The sequence below is a fragment of the Streptomyces daghestanicus genome (assembly GCF_020521275.1).
GTDB lineage: Bacteria > Actinomycetota > Actinomycetes > Streptomycetales > Streptomycetaceae > Streptomyces > Streptomyces griseoviridis.
Map to the genome: position 1 here is coordinate 1903600 of NZ_BNDX01000008.1, position 19665 is coordinate 1923264.

General features: G+C 74.0%; 21 protein-coding genes. 7 read left to right on the plus strand and 14 right to left on the minus strand.

Annotation, left to right across the window (positions count from 1 at the left end; all coding sequences use genetic code 11):
* Positions 1–38: 38 nt before the first annotated feature.
* The 3 genes from Sdagh_RS18065 to Sdagh_RS18075 are packed head-to-tail and all read right to left on the minus strand — an operon-like array spanning position 39 to position 1695.
* Positions 39–698: a DUF5063 domain-containing protein gene (locus tag Sdagh_RS18065; RefSeq protein WP_189422126.1), complete on the minus strand. Its 660-nt coding sequence runs from the start codon at positions 696–698 to the stop codon at positions 39–41.
* Positions 691–1290 (minus strand): recombination mediator RecR, encoded by a 600-nt coding sequence (recR, locus tag Sdagh_RS18070; RefSeq protein WP_189422127.1) that lies wholly within the window; start codon positions 1288–1290, stop codon positions 691–693. The genes Sdagh_RS18065 and recR overlap by 8 nt, the downstream gene beginning before the upstream one ends.
* Before the next feature lie 60 nt (positions 1291–1350).
* Positions 1351–1695: a YbaB/EbfC family nucleoid-associated protein gene (locus Sdagh_RS18075; RefSeq protein WP_188185262.1), complete on the minus strand. Its 345-nt coding sequence runs from the start codon at positions 1693–1695 to the stop codon at positions 1351–1353.
* Between the two features lie 276 nt (positions 1696–1971).
* Between Sdagh_RS18075 and Sdagh_RS18080 the strand changes: the two genes are divergently transcribed.
* Complete coding sequence (locus Sdagh_RS18080) at positions 1972–2721, plus strand: SLATT domain-containing protein (RefSeq protein ID WP_190011466.1); 750 nt, start codon at positions 1972–1974, stop codon at positions 2719–2721.
* A 509-nt stretch (positions 2722–3230) separates the two neighbouring features.
* Here Sdagh_RS18080 and Sdagh_RS18085 read toward each other — a convergent pair.
* Positions 3231–4772 carry a substrate-binding domain-containing protein gene (locus Sdagh_RS18085; protein ID WP_189422129.1) on the minus strand — a complete coding sequence of 514 codons (1542 nt, stop codon included), beginning with the start codon at positions 4770–4772 and terminating at the stop codon, positions 3231–3233.
* 166 nt (positions 4773–4938) lie between these two features.
* Positions 4939–6807, minus strand: coding sequence for a serine/threonine-protein kinase (locus tag Sdagh_RS18090; protein ID WP_190077037.1), 1869 nt, complete (start codon positions 6805–6807; stop codon positions 4939–4941).
* Between the two features lie 267 nt (positions 6808–7074).
* Here Sdagh_RS18090 and Sdagh_RS18095 point away from each other — a divergent pair, with 267 nt between their 5' ends.
* The 3 genes from Sdagh_RS18095 (at position 7075) to Sdagh_RS18105 (ending at position 10103) form a co-directional block, all read left to right on the plus strand.
* Positions 7075–8439 carry an aspartate aminotransferase family protein gene (locus Sdagh_RS18095; RefSeq protein WP_189422130.1) on the plus strand — a complete coding sequence of 455 codons (1365 nt, stop codon included), beginning with the start codon at positions 7075–7077 and terminating at the stop codon, positions 8437–8439.
* Positions 8440–8592: 153 nt separating this feature from the next.
* Complete coding sequence (locus Sdagh_RS18100; protein WP_189422131.1) at positions 8593–9297, plus strand: GntR family transcriptional regulator; 705 nt, start codon at positions 8593–8595, stop codon at positions 9295–9297.
* Between the two features lie 155 nt (positions 9298–9452).
* Entirely contained in the window at positions 9453–10103 is a 651-nt protein-coding gene (locus tag Sdagh_RS18105) for a putative DNA-mimic protein (protein ID WP_190076993.1), read from the plus strand.
* A 22-nt stretch (positions 10104–10125) separates the two neighbouring features.
* Here Sdagh_RS18105 and Sdagh_RS18110 read toward each other — a convergent pair whose 3' ends face one another.
* The 3 genes from Sdagh_RS18110 to Sdagh_RS18120 form a co-directional block, all read right to left on the minus strand.
* Positions 10126–10434 carry a hypothetical protein gene (locus tag Sdagh_RS18110; protein WP_189422133.1) on the minus strand — a complete coding sequence of 103 codons (309 nt, stop codon included), beginning with the start codon at positions 10432–10434 and terminating at the stop codon, positions 10126–10128.
* 65 nt (positions 10435–10499) lie between these two features.
* A complete protein-coding gene (locus tag Sdagh_RS18115; RefSeq protein ID WP_190076994.1) occupies positions 10500–10703 on the minus strand; it encodes a hypothetical protein in 204 nt (67 codons plus the stop codon).
* Between the two features lie 88 nt (positions 10704–10791).
* Positions 10792–12075 (minus strand): adenylosuccinate synthase, encoded by a 1284-nt coding sequence (locus Sdagh_RS18120; protein ID WP_189422135.1) that lies wholly within the window; start codon positions 12073–12075, stop codon positions 10792–10794.
* Positions 12076–12261: 186 nt separating this feature from the next.
* Here Sdagh_RS18120 and Sdagh_RS18125 point away from each other — a divergent pair, with 186 nt between their 5' ends.
* The gene (locus tag Sdagh_RS18125) at positions 12262–13152 is read left to right on the plus strand and encodes a diacylglycerol kinase family protein (protein WP_190076995.1); all 891 of its coding nucleotides are present in this window, start codon (positions 12262–12264) and stop codon (positions 13150–13152) included.
* Positions 13153–13171: 19 nt separating this feature from the next.
* On the opposite strand, the gene Sdagh_RS36710 is transcribed toward Sdagh_RS18125, so the two are convergent.
* Both Sdagh_RS36710 and Sdagh_RS18135 read right to left on the minus strand, forming a co-directional pair.
* Entirely contained in the window at positions 13172–13297 is a 126-nt protein-coding gene (locus tag Sdagh_RS36710; protein WP_268253131.1) for a hypothetical protein, read from the minus strand.
* A 233-nt stretch (positions 13298–13530) separates the two neighbouring features.
* Positions 13531–14034, minus strand: coding sequence for a GbsR/MarR family transcriptional regulator (locus Sdagh_RS18135; protein ID WP_190011469.1), 504 nt, complete (start codon positions 14032–14034; stop codon positions 13531–13533).
* A gap of 74 nt (positions 14035–14108) precedes the next feature.
* On the opposite strand from Sdagh_RS18135, the gene Sdagh_RS18140 reads away from it, so the two are divergent.
* Together Sdagh_RS18140 and Sdagh_RS18145 are read left to right on the plus strand one after the other, a co-directional pair.
* Positions 14109–15005 carry an ABC transporter ATP-binding protein gene (locus tag Sdagh_RS18140; protein ID WP_190011470.1) on the plus strand — a complete coding sequence of 299 codons (897 nt, stop codon included), beginning with the start codon at positions 14109–14111 and terminating at the stop codon, positions 15003–15005.
* Complete coding sequence (locus Sdagh_RS18145) at positions 15002–16609, plus strand: ABC transporter permease (RefSeq protein ID WP_190076996.1); 1608 nt, start codon at positions 15002–15004, stop codon at positions 16607–16609. The genes Sdagh_RS18140 and Sdagh_RS18145 overlap by 4 nt, the downstream gene beginning before the upstream one ends.
* 16 nt (positions 16610–16625) lie before the next feature.
* Here the strand turns inward: Sdagh_RS18145 and Sdagh_RS18150 are convergent, their stop codons facing one another.
* The 4 genes from Sdagh_RS18150 to Sdagh_RS18165 all read right to left on the minus strand — a co-directional run bounded on the left by Sdagh_RS18150 (position 16626) and on the right by Sdagh_RS18165 (position 19645).
* Positions 16626–17831, minus strand: a complete 1206-nt coding sequence (locus Sdagh_RS18150; protein ID WP_190076997.1) for a cytochrome P450 — start codon at positions 17829–17831, stop codon at positions 16626–16628.
* Positions 17832–17885: 54 nt separating this feature from the next.
* Positions 17886–18647 (minus strand): hypothetical protein, encoded by a 762-nt coding sequence (locus Sdagh_RS18155; RefSeq protein ID WP_190076998.1) that lies wholly within the window; start codon positions 18645–18647, stop codon positions 17886–17888.
* A 190-nt stretch (positions 18648–18837) separates the two neighbouring features.
* Positions 18838–19218, minus strand: coding sequence for a VOC family protein (locus Sdagh_RS18160; protein WP_189422142.1), 381 nt, complete (start codon positions 19216–19218; stop codon positions 18838–18840).
* 70 nt (positions 19219–19288) lie between these two features.
* Positions 19289–19645, minus strand: a complete 357-nt coding sequence (locus tag Sdagh_RS18165) for an antibiotic biosynthesis monooxygenase family protein (protein WP_190076999.1) — start codon at positions 19643–19645, stop codon at positions 19289–19291.
* Between the last annotated feature and the right edge of the window lie 20 nt (positions 19646–19665).

A 19665-nucleotide genomic window follows, 5' to 3' on the forward strand; every position in this document is an offset into this window, starting at 1 on the left:
ACGGTGGTCGTCAGGGCTCTCGGCACACTCGGGTGCCGCTACTTCACCGGGCGCAGGCCGAGGGGGCCCGCGATCTCCTCCACCATGACGCGGCCTGCCTCGGCCTCCAGCGTCTCGTCACCGAGGTCCTCGTCGGTGTCCAGGCCGTCGAGGGCGGCCAGGGGCTGGTTGAGGCGGACGTGGGCGACGACCGACTGGAGGGCGCGCAGGGTCGCGGAGGCGGTGGACCCCCAGTTGGAGAAGTAGGAGAACTGCCACCACCACAGGGCCTCGGTGGTGCGCCCGGCGCGGTAGTGGACCATGCCGTGGCGCAGGTCGGAGATGACGTCGGTGAGGTCGTCGGAGATCCGGGCCGGGACGCTCGCCTTGCGCGGTTCGTAGGGGTCGAAGACCTCGGAGTAGACGTCGACCGGCTCCAGGAGGCGGGCGAGGTTCTCGCGCAGCTCGTCCACGTCCAGCTCCGGGCCCGGGTCGGGCTCGTAGCGCTCGTCCGGGACGATGTCCTCGTGGGCGCCGAGGCGGCCGCCGGCCAGGAGGAGCTGGGAGACCTCCAGGAGGAGGAAGGGGACGGCCGAGGCCGGCTCGTCGCCCCGGGCCACCTCGGTGACGGCGACCAGGAAGCTCTCGATCTGGTCGGCGATCTGGACCGCGAAGTCGTCCGGGTTCTGGTCGGTCGCGTGCAGCGTGGCGTCAGACATCTAGGAGTCGTCTCCCCTCGAAGGCGCGGCCGAGGGTCACCTCGTCCGCGTATTCCAGGTCGCCGCCCACCGGGAGGCCGCTGGCCAGGCGGGTGACCTTGAGGCCCATGGGCTTGATCATGCGGGCGAGGTACGTCGCTGTCGCCTCGCCCTCCAGATTCGGGTCCGTGGCGAGGATCAGCTCCGTGACCGTGCCGTCGGCCAGGCGGGCGAGCAGCTCCCGGATGCGCAGGTCGTCGGGGCCGACGCCGTCGATGGGGCTGATCGCGCCGCCGAGCACGTGGTACCGGCCGCGGAACTCGCGCGTGCGCTCGATGGCCACGACGTCCTTCGGTTCCTCGACCACGCAGATGACGGAGGCGTCGCGGCGGGTGTCACGGCAGATGTTGCAGTGCTCCTCCTGCGCGACATTGCCGCAGACCGCGCAGAAGCGGACCTTGGCCTTGACCTCCATCAGGGCGTGCGCGAGACGCCGTACGTCGGTCGGTTCCGCCTGGAGGATGTGGAAGGCGATCCGCTGCGCGCTCTTGGGACCGACGCCGGGCAGCCGCCCCAGCTCGTCGATGAGGTCCTGGACCACGCCTTCGTACAACGGACTGCCGTCCTTCCTGGGTTCCTGCGCTACGTACGACGGTAAAGGGGGCGGGCCGGCTCAGAAAGGCAGGCCCGGGATGCCGCTGCCGCCGCCCAGGCCCTGGGCCAGCGGGCCGAGCTTCTGCTGCTGGAGCGTCTGCGCGTTCTCGTTGGCCGCCTGGACGGCGGCGACGATCAGGTCGGCGAGGGTCTCGGTGTCCTCCGGGTCCACCGCCTTGGGGTCGATGACGAGGCCGCGCAGCTCGCCGGAGCCGGTGACGGTGGCCTTCACCAGGCCGCCGCCGGCCTGGCCGTCGACCTCGGTCCTCGCCAGTTCCTCCTGCGCCTTCGCCAGGTCCTGCTGCATCTTCTGGGCCTGCTGGAGCAGCTGCTGCATGTTGGGCTGGCCACCACCGGGGATCACGATCAGCTCCTGTCGCCGCGGTCCGCTTCGCGGGTTCGCTCGGTTTTTCCGTTCGGCACGAGCCTACGTGGTCCGGGCGGCCCTCGCCCCGGCACTCTTTCGAGTGAGAGTGGGTGATCCCTATACCTGATCAGCGACCCCTCCCGGACGGAAAACGGGTGATACCGGGGCTTTCGCCACCCGATGGGGGGTAGGAAGGGTCCGGCGCGTCGAAGTCGTCACCGATTCGTCACACAGTCGTCACGCTGCGTGTTCGCTAGGAGTGGGGAGTGCCGGGTGGGTCAGCCGGAGATGCAGCCCGAGGGTCCGCCTCAGCGGGAGGGGCGGGGTGAGCCGGGTGACCTGGCGGGGCGGGCCCTGCCGCTCGGCGACTGGGGGCTGCCCGCCGAGCGGCTGGAGGAGCTGTACCGGTGGGTGGAGCGGGGGGCGCTGGAGACGGTGGCGTGGTATCTCGCGGACCGTACGTGGAAGCGGCGGGCGGCGCGGGTGCTGCGGGGCGGGGCGGCGGCGGGGGCGGTCGCCGGGGCGGCGCTGCCGTTGCTGGACCTGGCGGGGGCGGTGGGCGGGGTCGCGGTCTGGGGGTATGTGGCGCTGCTGCTGGGGGTGGCGTGCGTGGCCGTGGACCGGTACTTCGGGGTGACGTCCGGGTGGATGCGGGACGTGGCCACGGCGCAGGCGGTGCAGCGGCGGTTGCAGGCGCTGCAGTTCGACTGGGCGTCGGAGAGTGCGCGGGAGGTGCTGGGGCCCGCGGAGGGGACGGCGGGGGAGGCGGCGGAGCGGTGTCTGCTGGTGCTGCGGAGGTTCTCGGAGGACGTGACGGAGCTGGTGCGGGCGGAGACGGCGGACTGGATGGTGTCGTTCCGGGCGGGGGTGGCGCCGTGGGGGATGCGCGTGGGGGCGGATGGTGGCGGTGGGGCGGGGCGGGGCGGGGCGGGGGGTGAGGGGGCTGTGGTGCAGGGGAGGTTCGGGGTGCCGCCGGGAGGGCGGCCGAACATGCCTCGGCAGCGGCCTCCTGAGGCTCGGTGAAGGCGTTTCGGGTCCAGTGGGCCGGCGTTTCGCTGGTGAGCGGGGGGTGGGGGGGCTGAGGTCGGGGGGTGTCCCGCGCCGGCGGGTGAGTGGGGCGGGGATGAGGCCAGGGATGTCGCGCATCCGGCGCCGGCGGGTGAGGACCGAGGTCGGGAGGGCGCCACACGCCGGCGGGTGAGCGGGGTGAGGACCGAGGTCGGGAGGGCGCCACACGCCGGCCGGTGAGCGGGGTGAGGACCGAGGTCGGGAGGGCGCCACACGCCGGCCGGTGAGCGGGGTGAGGACCGAGGTCGGGGGGTGTCCCGCGCCGGCGGGTGAGTGGGGCGGGGATGAGGTCGGGGGTGTCACGCGCCCGGCGCCGGCCGGTGAGCGGGGTGAGGACCGGGGTCGGGAGGGTGTCGCGCGTCCGGCGCCGGCGGGGTGCCGCTGCGCCCACCCGTGCCGCCCTGGGGGTACCTCCCAGGCCGTTCAGGCACTGGGGGAGGCACGACTGCCCGCAGCGGGGGCGGCTAGGTGGCGCAGAGGGTCAGGGATTCCGGGGTGTAGCAGGGGACGTGGCCGTGGGTCCGGGTGATGTTCTGGCCGTTGCCCCGGGTGAGGTAGGTGAGGAAGCTGGAGGCCAGGGAGTCGGCCGGGGGGCGGCCGTAGGTGTAGGCGTACTCGATCTCGCGGTACGGGTAGTCGTTCGTACCGCGCTCGAGGGCGTCGACGGACGGCGGGTGGCCGTCGAGGTCCAGGCTGCGGACGCCCTTCGCGCGGCCGGCCAGGTTCAGCTCGCTGTAGCCGATCGCGCCGGGGATGTCGGCGACGGCCGACAGGACCTGGTCGGTGGAGTCGAGTTCGCAGCGGACCACGTCGGCCGCCGGGTCGTCCTTGTGGACGCAGTCGAGCGAGGAGTTGGCGATCTCGCCCCGGCCCAGCACCCGGCGCTGGAAGACCTGCCGGGTGCCCGAGTCGGCGTCCCGGCTGACCAGGCGTACCGGCAGGCCGGGGCCGCCCAGCTCGCGCCAGTCGGTGATCTCGCCGCGGTAGAGGCGCTGGACGTCGGCGGTGGCGAGGCCGCCGCGGGGCAGCCGTACGCCGTCGTTGACGACCAGCGCGAAGACGGAGACGGCGACCCGGCTCTCCCGCAGCTCGGGCAGGCCGTTCGGTTTGGCGCCGTCGGAGAAGGCCACCACCGGCGGGGCGCCGTCCGCCGCCTTCTCGCCGGCCGCCGCCAGCTCCCGTACGCCCGACGTCGAGCCGTGCGCGTCGACCTCGATCTCCGCCTCCGCGTCCGCGCAGTCCCGTTCGTACCGCTCGGCCGCCTCCCGCAGGACGGGAGCGAAGGCCGTGGAGCCGATGAGGGTCAGCCGGCCGCTCGCGCAGCCGATCGGCGGGCGGGTGCCGTCCCGCGCGACGACGAGCGTGGCGAGCGTGACCACGCACACCGTGAGCAGGACGGTGACCAGCCGGGCGGCGCGGCCGAACAGCGGCGGGGTGTCGTCCGGGGTGGCGCTGCGGTTGGGGTGGACCTCGCCGTCCCGCAGGCCGCCGGTCAGCCGGATCTCGCCGCCCACGGAGCCGCCGGAGAGGAGGACGAGCAGCTTGAAGTGGTCGCGCTGGTTCAGCGGTACGCGGGGGATGCGCAGGGTGTTGCCCTCGTAGCCGAAGCCGCGGGCGGCGGTGAAGTGGTCGGTCAGGTGGGCGGTGGTGGACGCCTGCGTCACCGAGACGCCGCGGATGACACGGTCGGTGAACACCGCGGTCAGCCCGTGGAGTTCGGGTCCCGTGTAGTCGTCGCGGTCGATGGCCTGGGAGCCGTCGTTCTCGACGCGGAGCAGGACCAGGGTGGCGTCCGTCATGTCCGGGGCCTCGTCGAACAGGCCCAGGCGGCGGTTGAGCCGGCCGGACCGGGCGTCGTCGCCGATGGGGTTGTCCATCTGGACGCGGTAACCGATCCTCTTGCGGCGCGGCACCCGCCGTTCGAACCAGAGCATCACGCCCGAGGCGGCGATGCCGAGGACCGCCGTGGCCACGGCGATCAGGTTCTCCGCGCTCAACCACTGCACAGTGGGCCCCCCGCCCCCAGCCACCGTCCGGCCGCCCGTCCGGCCGGCCGCCCGTCGTCCGTCCGGGTCACCGGTCCCGTCGTCCGGTCACCGTACGGCTGTGCGAGGGAACCGGCGTGCGCCGTGGCGGGATGTTCACGCCGGCGGGCGACAGTTCGCCCGCCGTTCACCCGCGGGTGAAGGCCAGCGCCTTTCCGTCGTCGGCGAGGACGCGTTCCAGGCGGCCGTCCGGCAGGAGGGTCACCTCGGAGGACGAGCCCGGGGTGCAGGCCGAGGCCGGCTCCCCGGTCGTCACGGTGGACGGCCCGAACCGCAGCGGCCCGTCGGTGCCGGGGTCGGCGGTGAGGGCGGCCTCGAAGGCGCAGTGGTAGCCGTCGCCGTCCGCGACCAGGGAGAGGACGGTGTCGCCCACCTCGCCCTGCCGGAGGGTCAGGCTCCGGCGGTGGTGGCCGGTGGCGTTGTCGACGGTGGTCGTCCAGGTGCCCAGGTAGGCGGCCGGGAGCGCGCCCCCGGTCTCCTTCGCGGCCTCGGTCTCCTCGGCGGGGCTGCCGGCCGGGGACGCGGAGGAGGTGGCCGCGGTGGGGGCGGGGCGGGGGTCGTCGGACGCCCGGCCGCCGTCGCCGTCGCCGCTGCCGCCACCGCTCATCAGCGCGTAGACCGAAGCGCCGGCGGCCAGCGCGACGACCAGGGCGATCACCAGGAGCAGCACGGTGGAGGGGGTCCGGTTCGGCGGCGCGGGCGCCTTCGGCGGCGGGCTCTGCGGGGCGCTGGCGTACGGGGAACTGGCGTAAGGGGAGGTGCCGTGGGGCGGCGGGGTGGGGCCGGGGCCGCCGTAGGGCGTGCCGTAGGGGACGCCGTAGGGCGAGGCCGCTCCGGGGACGCCGTACGGCGGCGCGGTCGGGCCGGCACCGGCGTGCGGCGTGCCGTACGGCGGCGGGCTCCCGGCGTTCACGGCCCCGGGAGGCCCCGCGTTCACGGTTCCCGGAGGCCCCGCGTTCACGGAGGGTACGGACGGCAACGGGTTCCGGCCCGCGCCCGCCGGGGGCAGCGGAGAGACCCCGCCCCCTCCCCCGCCCGGCGCGACCGGCCCGGTGACCGTCCGCAGCTCCGCCGTCTCCGGGTCCTCCACCTCCAGCAGCCGTACCGCGTGCCGCCCCAGCTGGGCCACCAGGGCGCCCGGCAGCCAGGGGTCGCGGGAGCGGCCCTCGGCGACGGTGTCCTCGGCGCCCGTGCGGGCCAGGACGGTGTCCAGGGAGGGGCGGGCGGCGGGGTCCTTGCGCAGGCAGGCGCGGACCAGGTCGGCGATGCCCTCGGGGACCCCGGTCAGGTCCGGGTCCTCGTGGGCGATGCGGAACAGCTGGGCGGGCGCCCCGCTGTCGGCGCTCCCGAAGGGCGGGACGCCGGTGGCCGCGTAGGCGAGGACCGAGCCGAGGCAGAAGACGTCGCAGGCGGGCGTGACACGCTCCCCGCGGACCTGCTCGGGCGCCATGAAGCCGGGCGAGCCGACGAGCGCGCCGGTCCGGGTGAGCCCCGCGCCGGTGTCGGTCAGCAGGGCGCGGGCGATGCCGAAGTCGATGACGCGGGGGCCGTCGATGGTGACCAGGACGTTGGACGGCTTCAGGTCGCGGTGCACCATCCCGGCGGCGTGGATGTCCTTCAGCGCGTGGGCGAGCCCGGCGCCGAGGATGCGCACCGACCGCTCGGGCAGCGCCCCGTGGTCGTGCCCGACCACCTGCTGGAGGCTGGGCCCGGCGACGTACCCGGTGGCGACCCAGGGCACGGCGGCCTCGGTGTCGGCGTCCAGCACCGGCGCGGTCCAGGGGCCGCCGACCCGCCGGGCCGCCGCGACCTCCTGCCGGAACCGCGCCCGGAACTCCTCCCGCGCCGCCAGGTCCGCCCGGACCAGCTTCACGGCGACCGTGCGGCCGCGCTCTGACCGGGCCAGGAACACCTGCCCCATGCCGCCCGCGCCGAGCCGCGCCAGCAGCCGGTACTCGCCGATGAACCGCGGGTCCCCCGCCGCGAGCCGCTCCATCGTCGCGCCGCCCTCCCCGAACCAGCCCCGTGCGTACCCGGCCACCCGGGCCTCCGGGCACCCGGACAGCCGCACACCCGTCCATGAACAACAGCCCGAGAATAGTGCCGCGTTGGCGGCCGCACGGACCACGGGGCCTCGACGGTTCCGTAACAGGTGGTGCGGGTCCGCCGACGGACGGTCGTCGACACCCTGTCGCGGATCGGCCCGCCCCGCAGACAGGACGCCGATACCCTCCCCGCGCCCGCGCCGCCTACCCTCGGCCGCATGACCCCTCAGAGCACCCCGGACTCCTCCCCTTCCGGTGCCGCCGTCAAGGCCGCCGACCGCGCACACGTCTTCCACTCCTGGTCCGCGCAGGACCTCATCGACCCGCTCGCCGTCGCCGGCGCGGAGGGGTCGTACTTCTGGGACTACGACGGCAGGCGCTACCTCGACTTCACCAGCGGCCTGGTCTTCACCAACATCGGCTACCAGCACCCGAAGGTCGTCGCCGCGATCCAGGAGCAGGCGGGGCGGATGACGACGTTCGCGCCCGCCTTCGCGATCGAGGCGCGGTCGGAGGCGGCCCGGCTGATCGCCGAGCGGACCCCCGGCGACCTCGACAAGATCTTCTTCACCAACGGCGGCGCGGACGCCGTCGAGCACGCCCTGCGGATGGCCCGGCTGCACACCGGGCGGCCGAAGGTGCTGTCGGCGTACCGCTCGTACCACGGCGGCACCCAGCAGGCGGTGAACGTCACCGGGGACCCGCGCCGCTGGGCCTCGGACACCGGCACGGCCGGGGTCGTGCGCTTCTGGGCGCCCTTCCTGTACCGCTCGCGGTTCCACGCCGAGACCGAGGAGCAGGAGTGCGCGCGGGCGCTGGAGCACCTGGAGACGACGATCGCCTTCGAGGGGCCGGCGACGATCGCCGCGATCGTGCTGGAGACGATCCCGGGGACGGCCGGGATCATGGTGCCGCCGCCCGGCTATCTGGCCGGGGTGCGGGAGATCTGCGACCGGCACGGCATCGTCTTCGTGCTGGACGAGGTGATGGCCGGGTTCGGGCGGACCGGGACCTGGTTCGCGGCCGGCCTGTTCGGGGTCGTACCGGACCTGATGACCTTCGCCAAGGGCGTGAACAGCGGGTATGTGCCGCTCGGCGGGGTCGCGATCTCCCCGGCGATCGCGGAGACCTTCGCGAAGCGGCCCTACCCGGGCGGGCTGACGTACTCCGGGCACCCGCTGGCCTGCGCCGCCGCCGTCGCCACGATCGGGGTGATGGCCGAGGAGGGCGTCGTCGAGCACGCGGCCCGGCTCGGCTCGGACGTGCTCGGGCCCGCGCTGCGGGAGCTGGCCGCGCGGCACCCGAGCGTCGGCGAGGTGCGCGGCACCGGCATGTTCTGGGCCCTGGAGCTGGTCCGCGACCAGCAGACCCGGGAGCCGCTGGTGCCGTACAACGCCACCGGCGAGGCGAACGCCCCGATGGCCGCCTTCGCCGCCGCCGCGAAGCGGCACGGCCTGTGGCCCTTCGTGAACATGAACCGCACCCACGTGGTGCCGCCGTGCAACGTGAGCGAGGCCGAGCTGAAGGAGGGCCTGGCGGCGCTGGACGCGGCGCTGTCCGTCGCGGACACGTACACCGGCTGACCGGCCGCCGCGAGGGCCGGGGCGTGAACGCGTAAGGTGGCGTGCTCGTACATATATACGTGTGTACGCGCACGCCCGCGCGATCCGTGCTCACGCGCACGCCCGCGGGGCCGGCGCGCGTACGCCCCGGACGCGACGAGGAGACGCCCGACCATGCCCGGCCCCAGCGGCACCGGTGCCGTGACGCGCAGCACCCTGCGGCAGCAGATCGCCGACGCGCTCCGCGACGAGGTGCTGGCCGGCCGGCTCCAGCCGGGGCAGGAGTTCACCGTCAAGGAGATCGCCGAGCAGTACGGCGTCTCCGCGACGCCGGTGCGCGAGGCCCTGGTCGACCTGTCCGCGCAGGGGCTGCTGGACGCGGACCACCACCGCGGCTTCCGGGTCCACGAGTACTCCCCCGCCGACTTCCGCGGCATGATCGAGGCCCGCTGCCTGGTCACGGACGGGATGTTCCACGCCCTCGCCGACGGCCGGGCCGGAACCGTCACGCCCGGCGACGAGCAGCGGCTGACGGCCGCGCTGGCCGGGGTGCGGCGGCGCGGCGAGGAGGCGCAGCGGGCCGCCACCGCCGGCGACCTCAACGTGCTCATCGGCTACGACCTGCGGTTCTGGCGGGAGCTGGCGGCCCTGTTCGGCAACCCGTACCTCGCCGACTTCCTGCACCGGCTGCGGGTGCAGAGCTGGGTGTGCACGGTGCAGCACCTGCGCCGGGCCGCCGATCTGCGGGGCGTCCTGTGGTCCGGGCACACCGAACTGGTCGACGCCCTGGTGCGCCGGGACCCCGAGGCGGCCCGCGCGCTGGTGACGGCGTACAACACCCACTCGCTCCGGGTCATCGAGCGGCTCTCCGCCACCTGAGCGCCCACCCGCGCGGGGCCGCGTGCGCCCGGCTCGCGGGGTGGGAGGCGCGCACCTGGGTAGGGGAGGGGGAACGAGGGCTCTCCCAGGGGAGCCGCACTCCCGCCGCACCGACTACCCTGCCCTGACCACCGTGCTGTGTGAGGAGCACTCTTTTGGCCTGTGACCTGTGGCTGGTACCGCTCGTCGACGTGTTGTGCCACGCGCCGGACAACCCCTTCGCCGAGGAACTCGCGCAGTACGACAAGGCCCTGGCCGAGGCCGGCCTGCCGCCGGTGCCGGTGTTCGCGTACATGCCGGGCCTGTCCGGCGAGGTCGCCCCGGTGGCCGGGTTCGACTACGACGCGCTGCACTTCCTGCGCCGCGCCCATCTGCTCCGGCTCTGCGGCCTTCCGGTGACGCCGGTGGACGAACTCGGCGGCGACTACGAGCAGTTGCTGGAGATGTTCGAGACCACGGCCCAGCAGTCCCACCTGGTCTGGCACTACGACCACGCCGGTGCCTACGTCCCGGTCGACTTCCCGCACCCCCTCGCCAACGACGAACTCCTGGCGGGCGGCGGCCCACTGGGCTCCTCGCACGCCCTGCTGCGCGAGCTGGAGGCGGTGGCCCCGGCCCTCGGCATCGACCCGGCCAACCCCCCGGCCGCCCCGCGACCGCCCGCCGGGCCGACCGAGCTGGAGGAGCCGGCGGCACCGGGGCCGCACGACCCCAGCCCGTTCGCGCGGGAACGGCACGTGTGGCTGGGGCTGCACGCGGCGGCGACGCGGAGCCTGGCGCAGGGCTCGATGATCGTCTTCAGCTGACGTCCCCGGCGGGCGGCGGTCCTCAGTCGAGACCGGCGCTCCGGCCGATGCTCTCCAGGCCCTTCTGGAGATCCTCGCGGGTCATGATCGGGAACACCTCGACCTCGGCGCCGAACTGGGTGAAGAACGGTTCCCCGACGGCGGGCAACTCGGAGCTGTCCGCCATGTCGAAGACGAGCAGCGCGGTCCGTCGGCCGCTCAGGGGGCCGAAGTAGGCGGCCTCCGGCCGGATGCGGTCGAGGGTCTCCTTCATCAGCCCGGGCATCCTGCCACTGCGGATGATCTCGTTGGCCTTCTCGGTGTCCATGGTCGCTCTGAGCATCACGCGCATCGCACTCACCTTCTTCTGTCGTCGATACGCGGTTCTCCCCCCAGGCTATGCCCGCCACCGGACCGTCACCCGATCAGCAAGATCCCCGGCGGCCACAGCACCCCGGCCGCCAGCAGCAGCGACGGCCCGAGGTGCACCGGGCACACCCGCAGCGGCGGCAGCCCGTGCCGCACGACCTCGAACCGGGCCGGGTCCGGGCAGTCGCCGGGGTCGCCCTCGGCGCCGTAGGGGCCCTGGCAGCCGTAGGGGCCCTGACAGGAGAGGGTCATGCCCCGATACGACACCGCGACCGCCGCCGGCGCCCCTGGGAGGGGGCCGAACGACGGTCGCGGCGGTGGTGCGGGGGCCTGCGGCGGCCTACAGGAAGGAGTTGATCTCGATCGTCTCGTCCCGGCCCGGTCCGACGCCGATCGCGGAGATCGGGGCGCCGGACATCTCCTCCAGGGCCTTGACGTAGTTCTGCGCGTTCTTCGGCAGGTCGTCGAAGGTCTTGGCCTTGGTGATGTCCTCCGACCAGCCCGGCAGCGTCTCGTAGACCGGCTTCGCGTGGTGGAAGTCGGACTGCGAGTACGGCAGCTCCTCGACGCGCCTGCCGTCGATCTCGTACGCCACGCAGACCGGGATCTGCTCCCAGCCGGTGAGGACGTCGAGCTTGGTGAGGAAGAAGTCGGTGAGGCCGTTGACGCGGGTGGCGTAGCGGGCGATCACCGCGTCGAACCAGCCGCAGCGCCGGTCGCGGCCGGTGGTCACGCCGCGCTCGCCGCCGATCCGGCGCAGGGCCTCGCCGTCCTCGTCGAACAGCTCGGTCGGGAACGGGCCGGCGCCGACGCGGGTGGTGTACGCCTTCAGGATGCCGATGACCCGGCTGATCTTCGTCGGGCCGACGCCGGCGCCGGTGCAGGCACCGCCGGCGGTCGGGTTGGACGAGGTCACGAAGGGGTACGTGCCGTGGTCGATGTCGAGCAGGGTGCCCTGGCCGCCCTCGAAGAGGACCACCTTGTCGTCCTCCAGCGCCTGGTTGAGGACCAGGACGGTGTCGGCGACGTACGGGCGCAGCTTCTCCGCGTAGCCCAGCAGCTCCTCGACGACCTGGCCGGTGGCGATGGCCCGGCGGTTGTAGAGCTTGGTGAGCATCTGGTTCTTGACGTCGAGCGCCGCCTCGACCTTCTGGGTGAGGATCGACTCGTCGTAGAGGTCCTGGACCCGGATGCCGACGCGGTTGATCTTGTCGGCGTAGGTCGGGCCGATGCCGCGTCCCGTGGTGCCGATCTTCCGCTTGCCGAGGAAGCGTTCCGTCACCTTGTCGACGGTGACGTTGTACGGCGTGATGATGTGAGCGTTGCCGCTGATCAGGAGCTTGGACGTGTCGACGCCACGCTCGTTCAGACCGCTCAGCTCGGAGAGCAGGACCGACGGGTCGACGACGACGCCGTTGCCGATGACCGGCGTGCAGCCGGGGGAGAGAATCCCGGAAGGGAGCAGGTGGAGGGCGTACTTCTGGTCGCCCACGACTACCGTGTGGCCGGCGTTGTTGCCGCCCTGGTAGCGCACCACATAGTCGACGGAGCCGCCGAGCAGGTCCGTCGCCTTTCCCTTGCCTTCGTCACCCCACTGAGCACCGAGCAGCACAAGTGCGGGCACGCGCGTACACCCCTTCCGGGCGGGGCATGTCCAAGGTCGAGGGCGGACGCGGCGGGTTCGCTGCCGCGTGCACCGCGACCGTCGTTGGCCGCCAACCGTCGGACCGGGTGCCCCGGTATAGACGAAGCCCCTGGCGCAATAGCGCAAGGGGCTCTTGCACAAAGATGCTACCCGAGGAAGTGAGGCATGGCCGAGGTGGCGACTTCCGCGCGATCGTCCGGGACTTCTTCCGCGCTGTCCGATCCGCTTCTGGTGGTCGTCGACCCGGTCGCCCGGCGGGTGGACGGGGAGTCCGTCCGGATAGCGAAAGACGTGCTCAGAGCGGGTGCGGCGCACACCAAGGTGTGTCTGCCGGACAGCCCGGAGGAGTTCGCCCGGATGCTCGGCCGGCGCGGGTCCCGGCGTCCGGTCGTGGTCGGTGACGACCGGGCGCTGCTGCGCGCGGTGGGGCTGCTGCACCGGTGGCGGGAGCTGGCCGGATGTGGTCTGTCGCTGGTGCCGGTCGGCCCGGCGCAGGAGCTGTCCCGTTCGCTCGGCGTGCCGTCGGGGGCGGTGGCGGCGGCGCGGGCGGTCCTGGAGGGGGCGGAACGGCGGCTGGACCTGCTGGTCGACGACAGTGACGGGGTGGTGCTGGGCGCGGTGGGCATCCCGCCGGCGCCGGGGGCGGCCCAGGAGGCCGCCGGGGCGGACGACGACGCGTCGGTGCGGCCCTGGCTGCGGACCTGCCAGTCGCTGGTGCGGACGCTGGCGCACCCGCGCCCCGCCCGGTCCGGGCCGGCCACGGGTCCCGGCCCGGCGCGGCTGCGGGTGGAGGTCGACGGGGTGACGCTGGTGGACCTCGACCAGCCGGTGGCGGGCGTCTCCCTGATCCCGGGCGGCCCGGGGCTGGCCGAGGTGGAGGTACGGCCGCTGTCGGTGGGGGCGGAGGCGTCCCCGATCACGGCGCGGGGCCGGACGGTGACCGTCTCGGGGGCGCACTTCCGCTACCGGGCGGACGCGGTGGAGTCGGGCCCGGTGGGGACGCGGACCTGGACGGTCCGCGAGTCGGCGTGGGGGCTGACGCTGCCGGCGCGCTGAGGCCGGCCGGGCGCTCGGGTCAGCCGGCCGGAGCCTCGAAGCCGGCGGTGTCGAGCAGGCAGTCGAAGGGCTCCGGCATCGGCAGCTCCTCGCCGAACGGCCGGGTGCAGCGGGACGCGTACCCCTCGGCGGACGGTGTCCCCAACGCATGACCCGGTGGTAATGGCCCTGGGGCCACGGCGACACGACGATGTTCCCCCTGATGATCTCGGCCCGGAAGCCGTCGGGTACGTCCAGTTCGTCGAGGGCCGTCAACAGCTCCTCGAAGCTCTGGGACCCGGTGCCGCCCGTCGTCGGTCGCTCCGCCATGACCGTCATGATGCGCCCCCCTTGACGCGGACCGGTCATCACGGAAGTACCTGGCTGATCACTCAGCCGTCATGGGAACCGTTTCTCCCGGTGCACCCGCCACCGTTCCATCATCGCCGCGATCTCGCCGTCGACGAACTCGAAGAAGGCCAGCGTCTCGGCCATGCGGCGGCCCGCCGGGGTGCCGGCGCCGAGGCTGGTGACACCCTCGCGCAGGGCGGCCTCCCAGCGCTTGATCACCGTCTCGCGGTTGGTGAGCGCCTCGTACCACTGGTCGCTGTGCACCCGGTACCGCTCGCGCCGCGAACCGGGCTCGCGCTCCCGGGACACCATGTGCTGCTGGGCGAGGTAGCGCACGGCCCCGGAGACGGCGGCCGGGCTGACCCGGAGCTGGGTGCCGAGTTCCGCCGAGGTGAGGGCGCCCGAGTCGGAGGCGAGCAGCGCGGCGAAGATCCGGGCGGGCATCCGCTGCATGCCCGCCTCGACCAGCTGCGCGGCGAACCCCTCCACGAAGCGCGACACCGCCTCGGGGTCCCGGTCCCGCTCCCGGCCTGCTCCCGTGTCGTCCGTCATCCCTCGATCATCCCGCACACCTCTAACAGTTTCTTAACTTCACAATTTTCTGAAAGAAGCGTACGTTCCGAAGCATGACGAAGGCCATCAGCGTCGCCGGACTCCACAAGTCGTTCGGCCGGACGCACGCGCTCGACGGACTCGACCTGGAGGTCGAGACCGGTGAGGTGCACGGTTTCCTCGGGCCCAACGGGGCCGGCAAGTCCACCACCATCCGGGTCCTGCTCGGCCTGCTGCGCGCCGACGCGGGCACCGCGCGGGTGCTCGGCCGCGACCCGTGGGCGGACGCGGTCGACGCGCACCGCCGGATCGCGTACGTCCCCGGCGACGTGACCCTGTGGCGCAACCTCTCCGGCGGCGAGGTCATCGACCTGTACGGCCGGCTGCGCGGCGGCCTCGACGGGCGGCGGCGCGCGGAGCTGGTCGAGCGGTTCGAGCTGGACCCGACCAAGAAGGGCCGGACGTACTCCAAGGGCAACCGGCAGAAGGTCGCCCTGGTCGCGGCGTTCGCCTCGGACGTGGACCTCTTGATCCTGGACGAGCCGACCAGCGGGCTCGATCCGCTGATGGAGGAGGTGTTCCGGCACTGTGTGGCGGAGGAACGCGCGCGCGGGCGGACCGTGCTGCTCTCCTCGCACATCCTCGGCGAGGTGGAGGAGCTGTGCGACCGGGTCAGCATCGTCCGCAGGGGACGGACGGTGGAGAGCGGTTCGCTGGCCGAGCTGCGGCACCTGACCCGCACCAGCGTCACCGCCGAGCTGGCGGGCCCGCCGGACGGCCTCGCCGCGCTGCCCGGCGTGCACGGCCTCGACGTCCGGGGCAGCCGGGTGCGGCTCCAGGTCGACACCGGCCATCTCGACGCCGTACTGCGGTCGCTCGGCCGGTCCGGGGTGCGGTCGCTGACCTCGGCGCCACCGACGCTGGAGGAGCTGTTCCTCCGTCACTACCGGGACCAGGGGGCGGAGCGATGACCGCCGCCGTCGCCGCCGCCGCCCGGGAGGGCGGTTCCCGTCCGTTCGCCGGCACCGGCACGCTGCTGCGGTTCGCGCTGCGCCGGGACCGGGTGACGCTCCCGGTGTGGATCGCGGTGACCGCGGTGATGGTGCTGTCCATGCCGGGCACCCTGGAGGGCCTGTACGGGACGGCGGCCGAACGCGCCGATCTCGTAGGGCAGTTACGGGCGAACTCCGCGCTGCGGGCGATGACCGGCCCGCTCCTCGGCGATTCGCTGGGCGCGCTGACCGCCTGGCGGGTCGGGGTGTACGCGGCGGTGCTCGCGGCCGGCCTGAGCCTGCTGACCGTCGTACGGCACACCCGGGACGAGGAGGAGAGCGGCCGGGACGAGCTGCTGCGGGCCGGGGCGGTCGGCCGGCACGCGCCGCTGACGGCGGCGCTGCTGGCGGCGGCCGTCGCCGACGCCGTCCTCGCGCTGCTGCTCGCGGCGGGGCTGTCGGCGCACGGGACGGCGGGGGCGGTGGCGTTCGCGCTCGGCGTCGCCGGGGCCGGCCTGGTCTTCGCGACCATGGCGGCGATCGCCGCCCAGCTCACCGAGAGCGCCCGGGCGGCCCGGGGCCTGACCGCCGGCACGCTGGGCGCGGCCTTCGTGCTGCGGGCGGCGGGCGACTCGGGGACGGCGGACGGTTCCTCCCCGCTGACCTGGCTGTCCCCGCTGGGCTGGGCGGAGAACGTCCGGGCGTTCACGGGCGAACGGTGGTGGGTGCTGGCGGTGCCCGCCGGGGCGGTGCTGGCCCAGGGGGCGGTGGCGTACGCGCTGGCCGGGCGCCGGGACGTCGGCGCGGGCTTCCGGCCGGCCCGGCCGGGACCGGCGTACGGCCGGCTCGGCACGGCGGGGGCGCTGGCGTGGCGGTTGCAGCGGGGCGGTGTGCTCGGCTGGAGCCTCGGCTTCCTCGTCGCCGGGGTGGTGTACGGGGCGATGACGAAGGGCGCGGCCGAGCTGCTCGCGGACAACGAGGGCACCCGGGAGGTCATCGCCCGGATGGGCGGGGAGGCCGGGCCGGCCGACTCCTTCGTCTCCGCGATGGTCGGCACGCTGGGGATGGTCGCCGCGCTGTACGTGGTCGCCTCGGCGCTGCGGCTGCACGCCGAGGAGACCTCCGGGCGGGCGGAGCCGGTGCTCGCCGGGGCGGTGGGGCGGCTGCGCTGGGCCGCCGGGCACCTGGTGGCCGCGTTCGGCGGCGCGGTGGTCCTGCTGCTGACGGCCGGCTGCGGATACGCCCTCGGCTACGGCCGGGACCTCGGCCCGATCCTCGCGGCCTGCCTGGTGCAGGTGCCCGCGGTGTGGGTGGTCGGCGGGGCGGCGGTCCTGCTGCTCGGGCTGCTGCCGCGCGCGGCCCCGGTGGCGTGGGCCGTGGCCGGCGCGGCCCTGCTGCTCGGCTGGATCGGCCCGGCGCTGGACCTGCCGGGGGCGCTGCTGGACCTGTCACCCTTCGCCCACCTGCCGAAACTCCCCGGCGCGGGGATGCAGTGGCGCCCGGTCCTGGTGCTGCTGGGGCTGGCGGGAGTGCTGGTGGCGACCGGGGTGGTGGGGTTGCGGAGGCGGGACGTGGGCGGCTGACCCGGGGCGCCCTCCCTCACGCCTCGACGTGGAGTCCGCGCAAGCCCCGGATGACGAAGGTCGGCTTGCGTTCCGGTTCGGCGACGAGGGTGAGGGTGGGGGCCCGTTCGAGGAGGGCGGTGAGGGAGGCGGCCAGTTCGATGCGGGCGAGCGGGGCGCCGATGCAGTAGTGCAGGCCGGCGCTGAAGGAGATGTGCGGGTTGTCCCGGCGGGCCAGGTCGAGGCGGCCGGGGTCGGCGAAGACGGCCGGGTCGTGGTTGGCGGAGCCGAACAGCAGCGCGATCTCGGCGCCGCGCGGGATGGTCGTCCCGTCGATCTCGATGTCGTCCAGCACCCAGCGTTCGAAGAGCTGGAGCGGGGTGTCGTAGCGCATCAGCTCCTCCACCGCCGTGGGGACGAGGGAGTGGTCGGCGCGCAGGGCGGCGAGCTGGCCGGGGTTGCCGAACAGCGCGTGCCAGCCGTTGACGGTGGCGTTGACGGTGGCCTCGTGACCGGCGTTCAGCAGCAGGACGCAGGTCGAGATCATCTCCTGCTCGGTGAGGCGGTCGTCGTCCCCGTCGTGCGCGGCGATCAGGCCGGAGACCAGGTCGTCGCCGGGGTCCGCGCGGCGGGCGGCGATCAGGCCGCGCAGGTAGTCGGAGAACTCCACCGACGCGCGCACCGCCCGCGCCGCCGTCTCCTCGGACGGGTGCAGCTCGTACATCCCGCAGATGGCGGCCGACCAGGGCCGCAGCGGGGCCCGGTCGGACTCGGGGATGCCGAGCATCTCGGCGATGACGGCGACGGGGAGGGGTTCGGCGACGTCGGTCAGCAGGTCACCGCCGCCGGCGGCGACGAGCCGGTCCACCAGGCGGCCGGCGAGGTCACGGACGTACGGCTGGAGCCGCTCCACCGTGCGCGGGGTGAACGCCTTCGAGACGAGCCGCCGGATGCGGGTGTGGTCCGGGGGCTCCAGGTCGAGCATGCCGTGGTCGTTGAGCGTGTGGAACGGTTCGTGCTCGGGCGGCGGCGGGGTCCGGCCGAACTCCTCGTGGCTGAAGCGGTGCCGGTACGTCCGCCCCAGGCGCCGGTCACGCAGCAGCGCGGAGACGTCCGCGTGGCGGGGGACGAGCCACTGGCCGGTGGGCTCGAAGTAATGGACCCGGCCCCGTTCGCGGAGTCCGGCGTAGGCGGGGTACGGGTCGGCGACGAACGCGGGGTCCCACGGGTCGAAGGCTGCCATGACCGGACGCTAGCCCGGCCGGGGCGCCGCTGACCAGGGGGTACGGCGGGAGGCTCAGCCCTCCTCGGTGATGCGGGTGGCGATGCCGTCGGTGATCTCGACCTCGGCGGCCAGGGTGCCGGCCTTGGCCGCCGCCTCCAGCTCGGCCTCGGTGCACTGCGTGGCCGTCTGCCCCTCGGCGTCGCCGCACATGCCGCCGACGCCCCAGATCTCGGTGTCCTCGGCGATCCAGAACTGCTGCTGGGTGTCCTTCAGGTCGGACACGGTGTACTTGCCCGGGGCGAGGTAGGAGACGGTGCCCAGCCAAGTGCCGCTGACGCCGTCTCCGCCCTGACCGGCCGTGTCCTCACCGGAGGGCGCCGAGTCGTCCGCGCCGCCGTCACCGGTGTGCCGCTCGGTGACGGTGACGGCGATGCCGTCCTTCAGCACGACGTCCGCGTCGACCGCGCCGGCCCGGGCCGCCTTCTCCAGCTGCGCCTCGGTGCACTGGGTGGCCGCCTGCCCCGCGGCGTCCCCGCACACCCCGCCGGAGCCCCAGATCTTCGTGTCCTCGGCGATCCAGAACTGCTGCTCCTTGCCGCCGGCGGTGACCGTGTACGTGCCCGGCGCGAGGTAGGCGACCTCGCCGCCCGAGAAGGTGCCGCTGACGCCGCCCTGCTTCGTCGCGGCGGCGGCCTGCGCGCTCACCGTCTCCTCGGTGGTGGTGCCGGCGCCGGTGCTCCCGGCGGTGTCGTCGCTCTGGCAGGCCGTCATCAGCAGGGTGCCCGCGACGGCGGCGGCGGCGAACAGGACGGAACGGGCACGCAGCGTGGTCATGGCGAGGAGACCCCTTCGGGAGGTGTGCGGCGGTCGGAGTGAGCGGTACGCGGCCTGTGCGCCGCTGTGAGACGACCATGCACCGCCCACGGACCCCGGCACCAGCGACACGGGTGTTCCACGACCGCGCCGTGACAGAACGCGGACACGGGCAGCAGGACGGAGACACAACCGCCCGCGCCCGCCCGTGTCACACCGGGTCGATACGCGCCTTGAGCAGGCAGAACTCGTTGCCCTCCGGGTCGGCGAGGACGTGCCACTGCTCCTCGCCGGTCTGGCCGATGTCGGCCGGGCGCGCGCCTAGTGCCAGGAGGCGTGCCAGCTCGGCGTCCTGGTCCCGGTCGGTGGGGTTGACGTCGATGTGCAGCCGGGCCTTCCCCGGTTCCGGCTCGTCCCGGCGGCTGAGGATGATCGTCGGCTGCGGTCCCCCGAAGCCCTCGCGCGGCCCGATCTCGACGCAGTCGTCGCCTTCCCGGTCGAGGACGACGAAGTCCAGCACCTCGCACCAGAACCGCGCCAGCACCTCCGGCTCCCTGCACCCGAGCACCAGCTCACCGATACGACACGCCATGGATTACCTGCCTTCGAGGGGAACGCGGACGCGGCGACCGTACCGGCCAGGACGGCGGAAGACGACGGATTTACGACCCCCCTATCTCCCGCGTGAACCCGTGACTCCGCTCCACCTTCGCCACGTGCAGCGTGTAACTCCGGTACCACTGCTCCCGCCCGCGCCGCTGCGCCGCCCGATGCTCGGCGTCCGACCTCCACCGCGCGAGCGCGTCGCCGTCCCGGAAGTACCCGACGGTGATCCCGAGCCCGCCGGGCGTCTGCGCGTGGTCCATCCCCAGATACCCGGGGATCTCCTTCACCAGCTCCTCCATCCGCGCGTCGGTCTCCCGGTAACCGTCCTGGTCGTCACTGCGGACGGTGGTGAAGACGGCGACGTAGTACGGGGGTTCGTGGGCGGGGACGGGGGTGGCGGGGGTGTCGGTCATGGGGGTCACGGTAAGGGGGA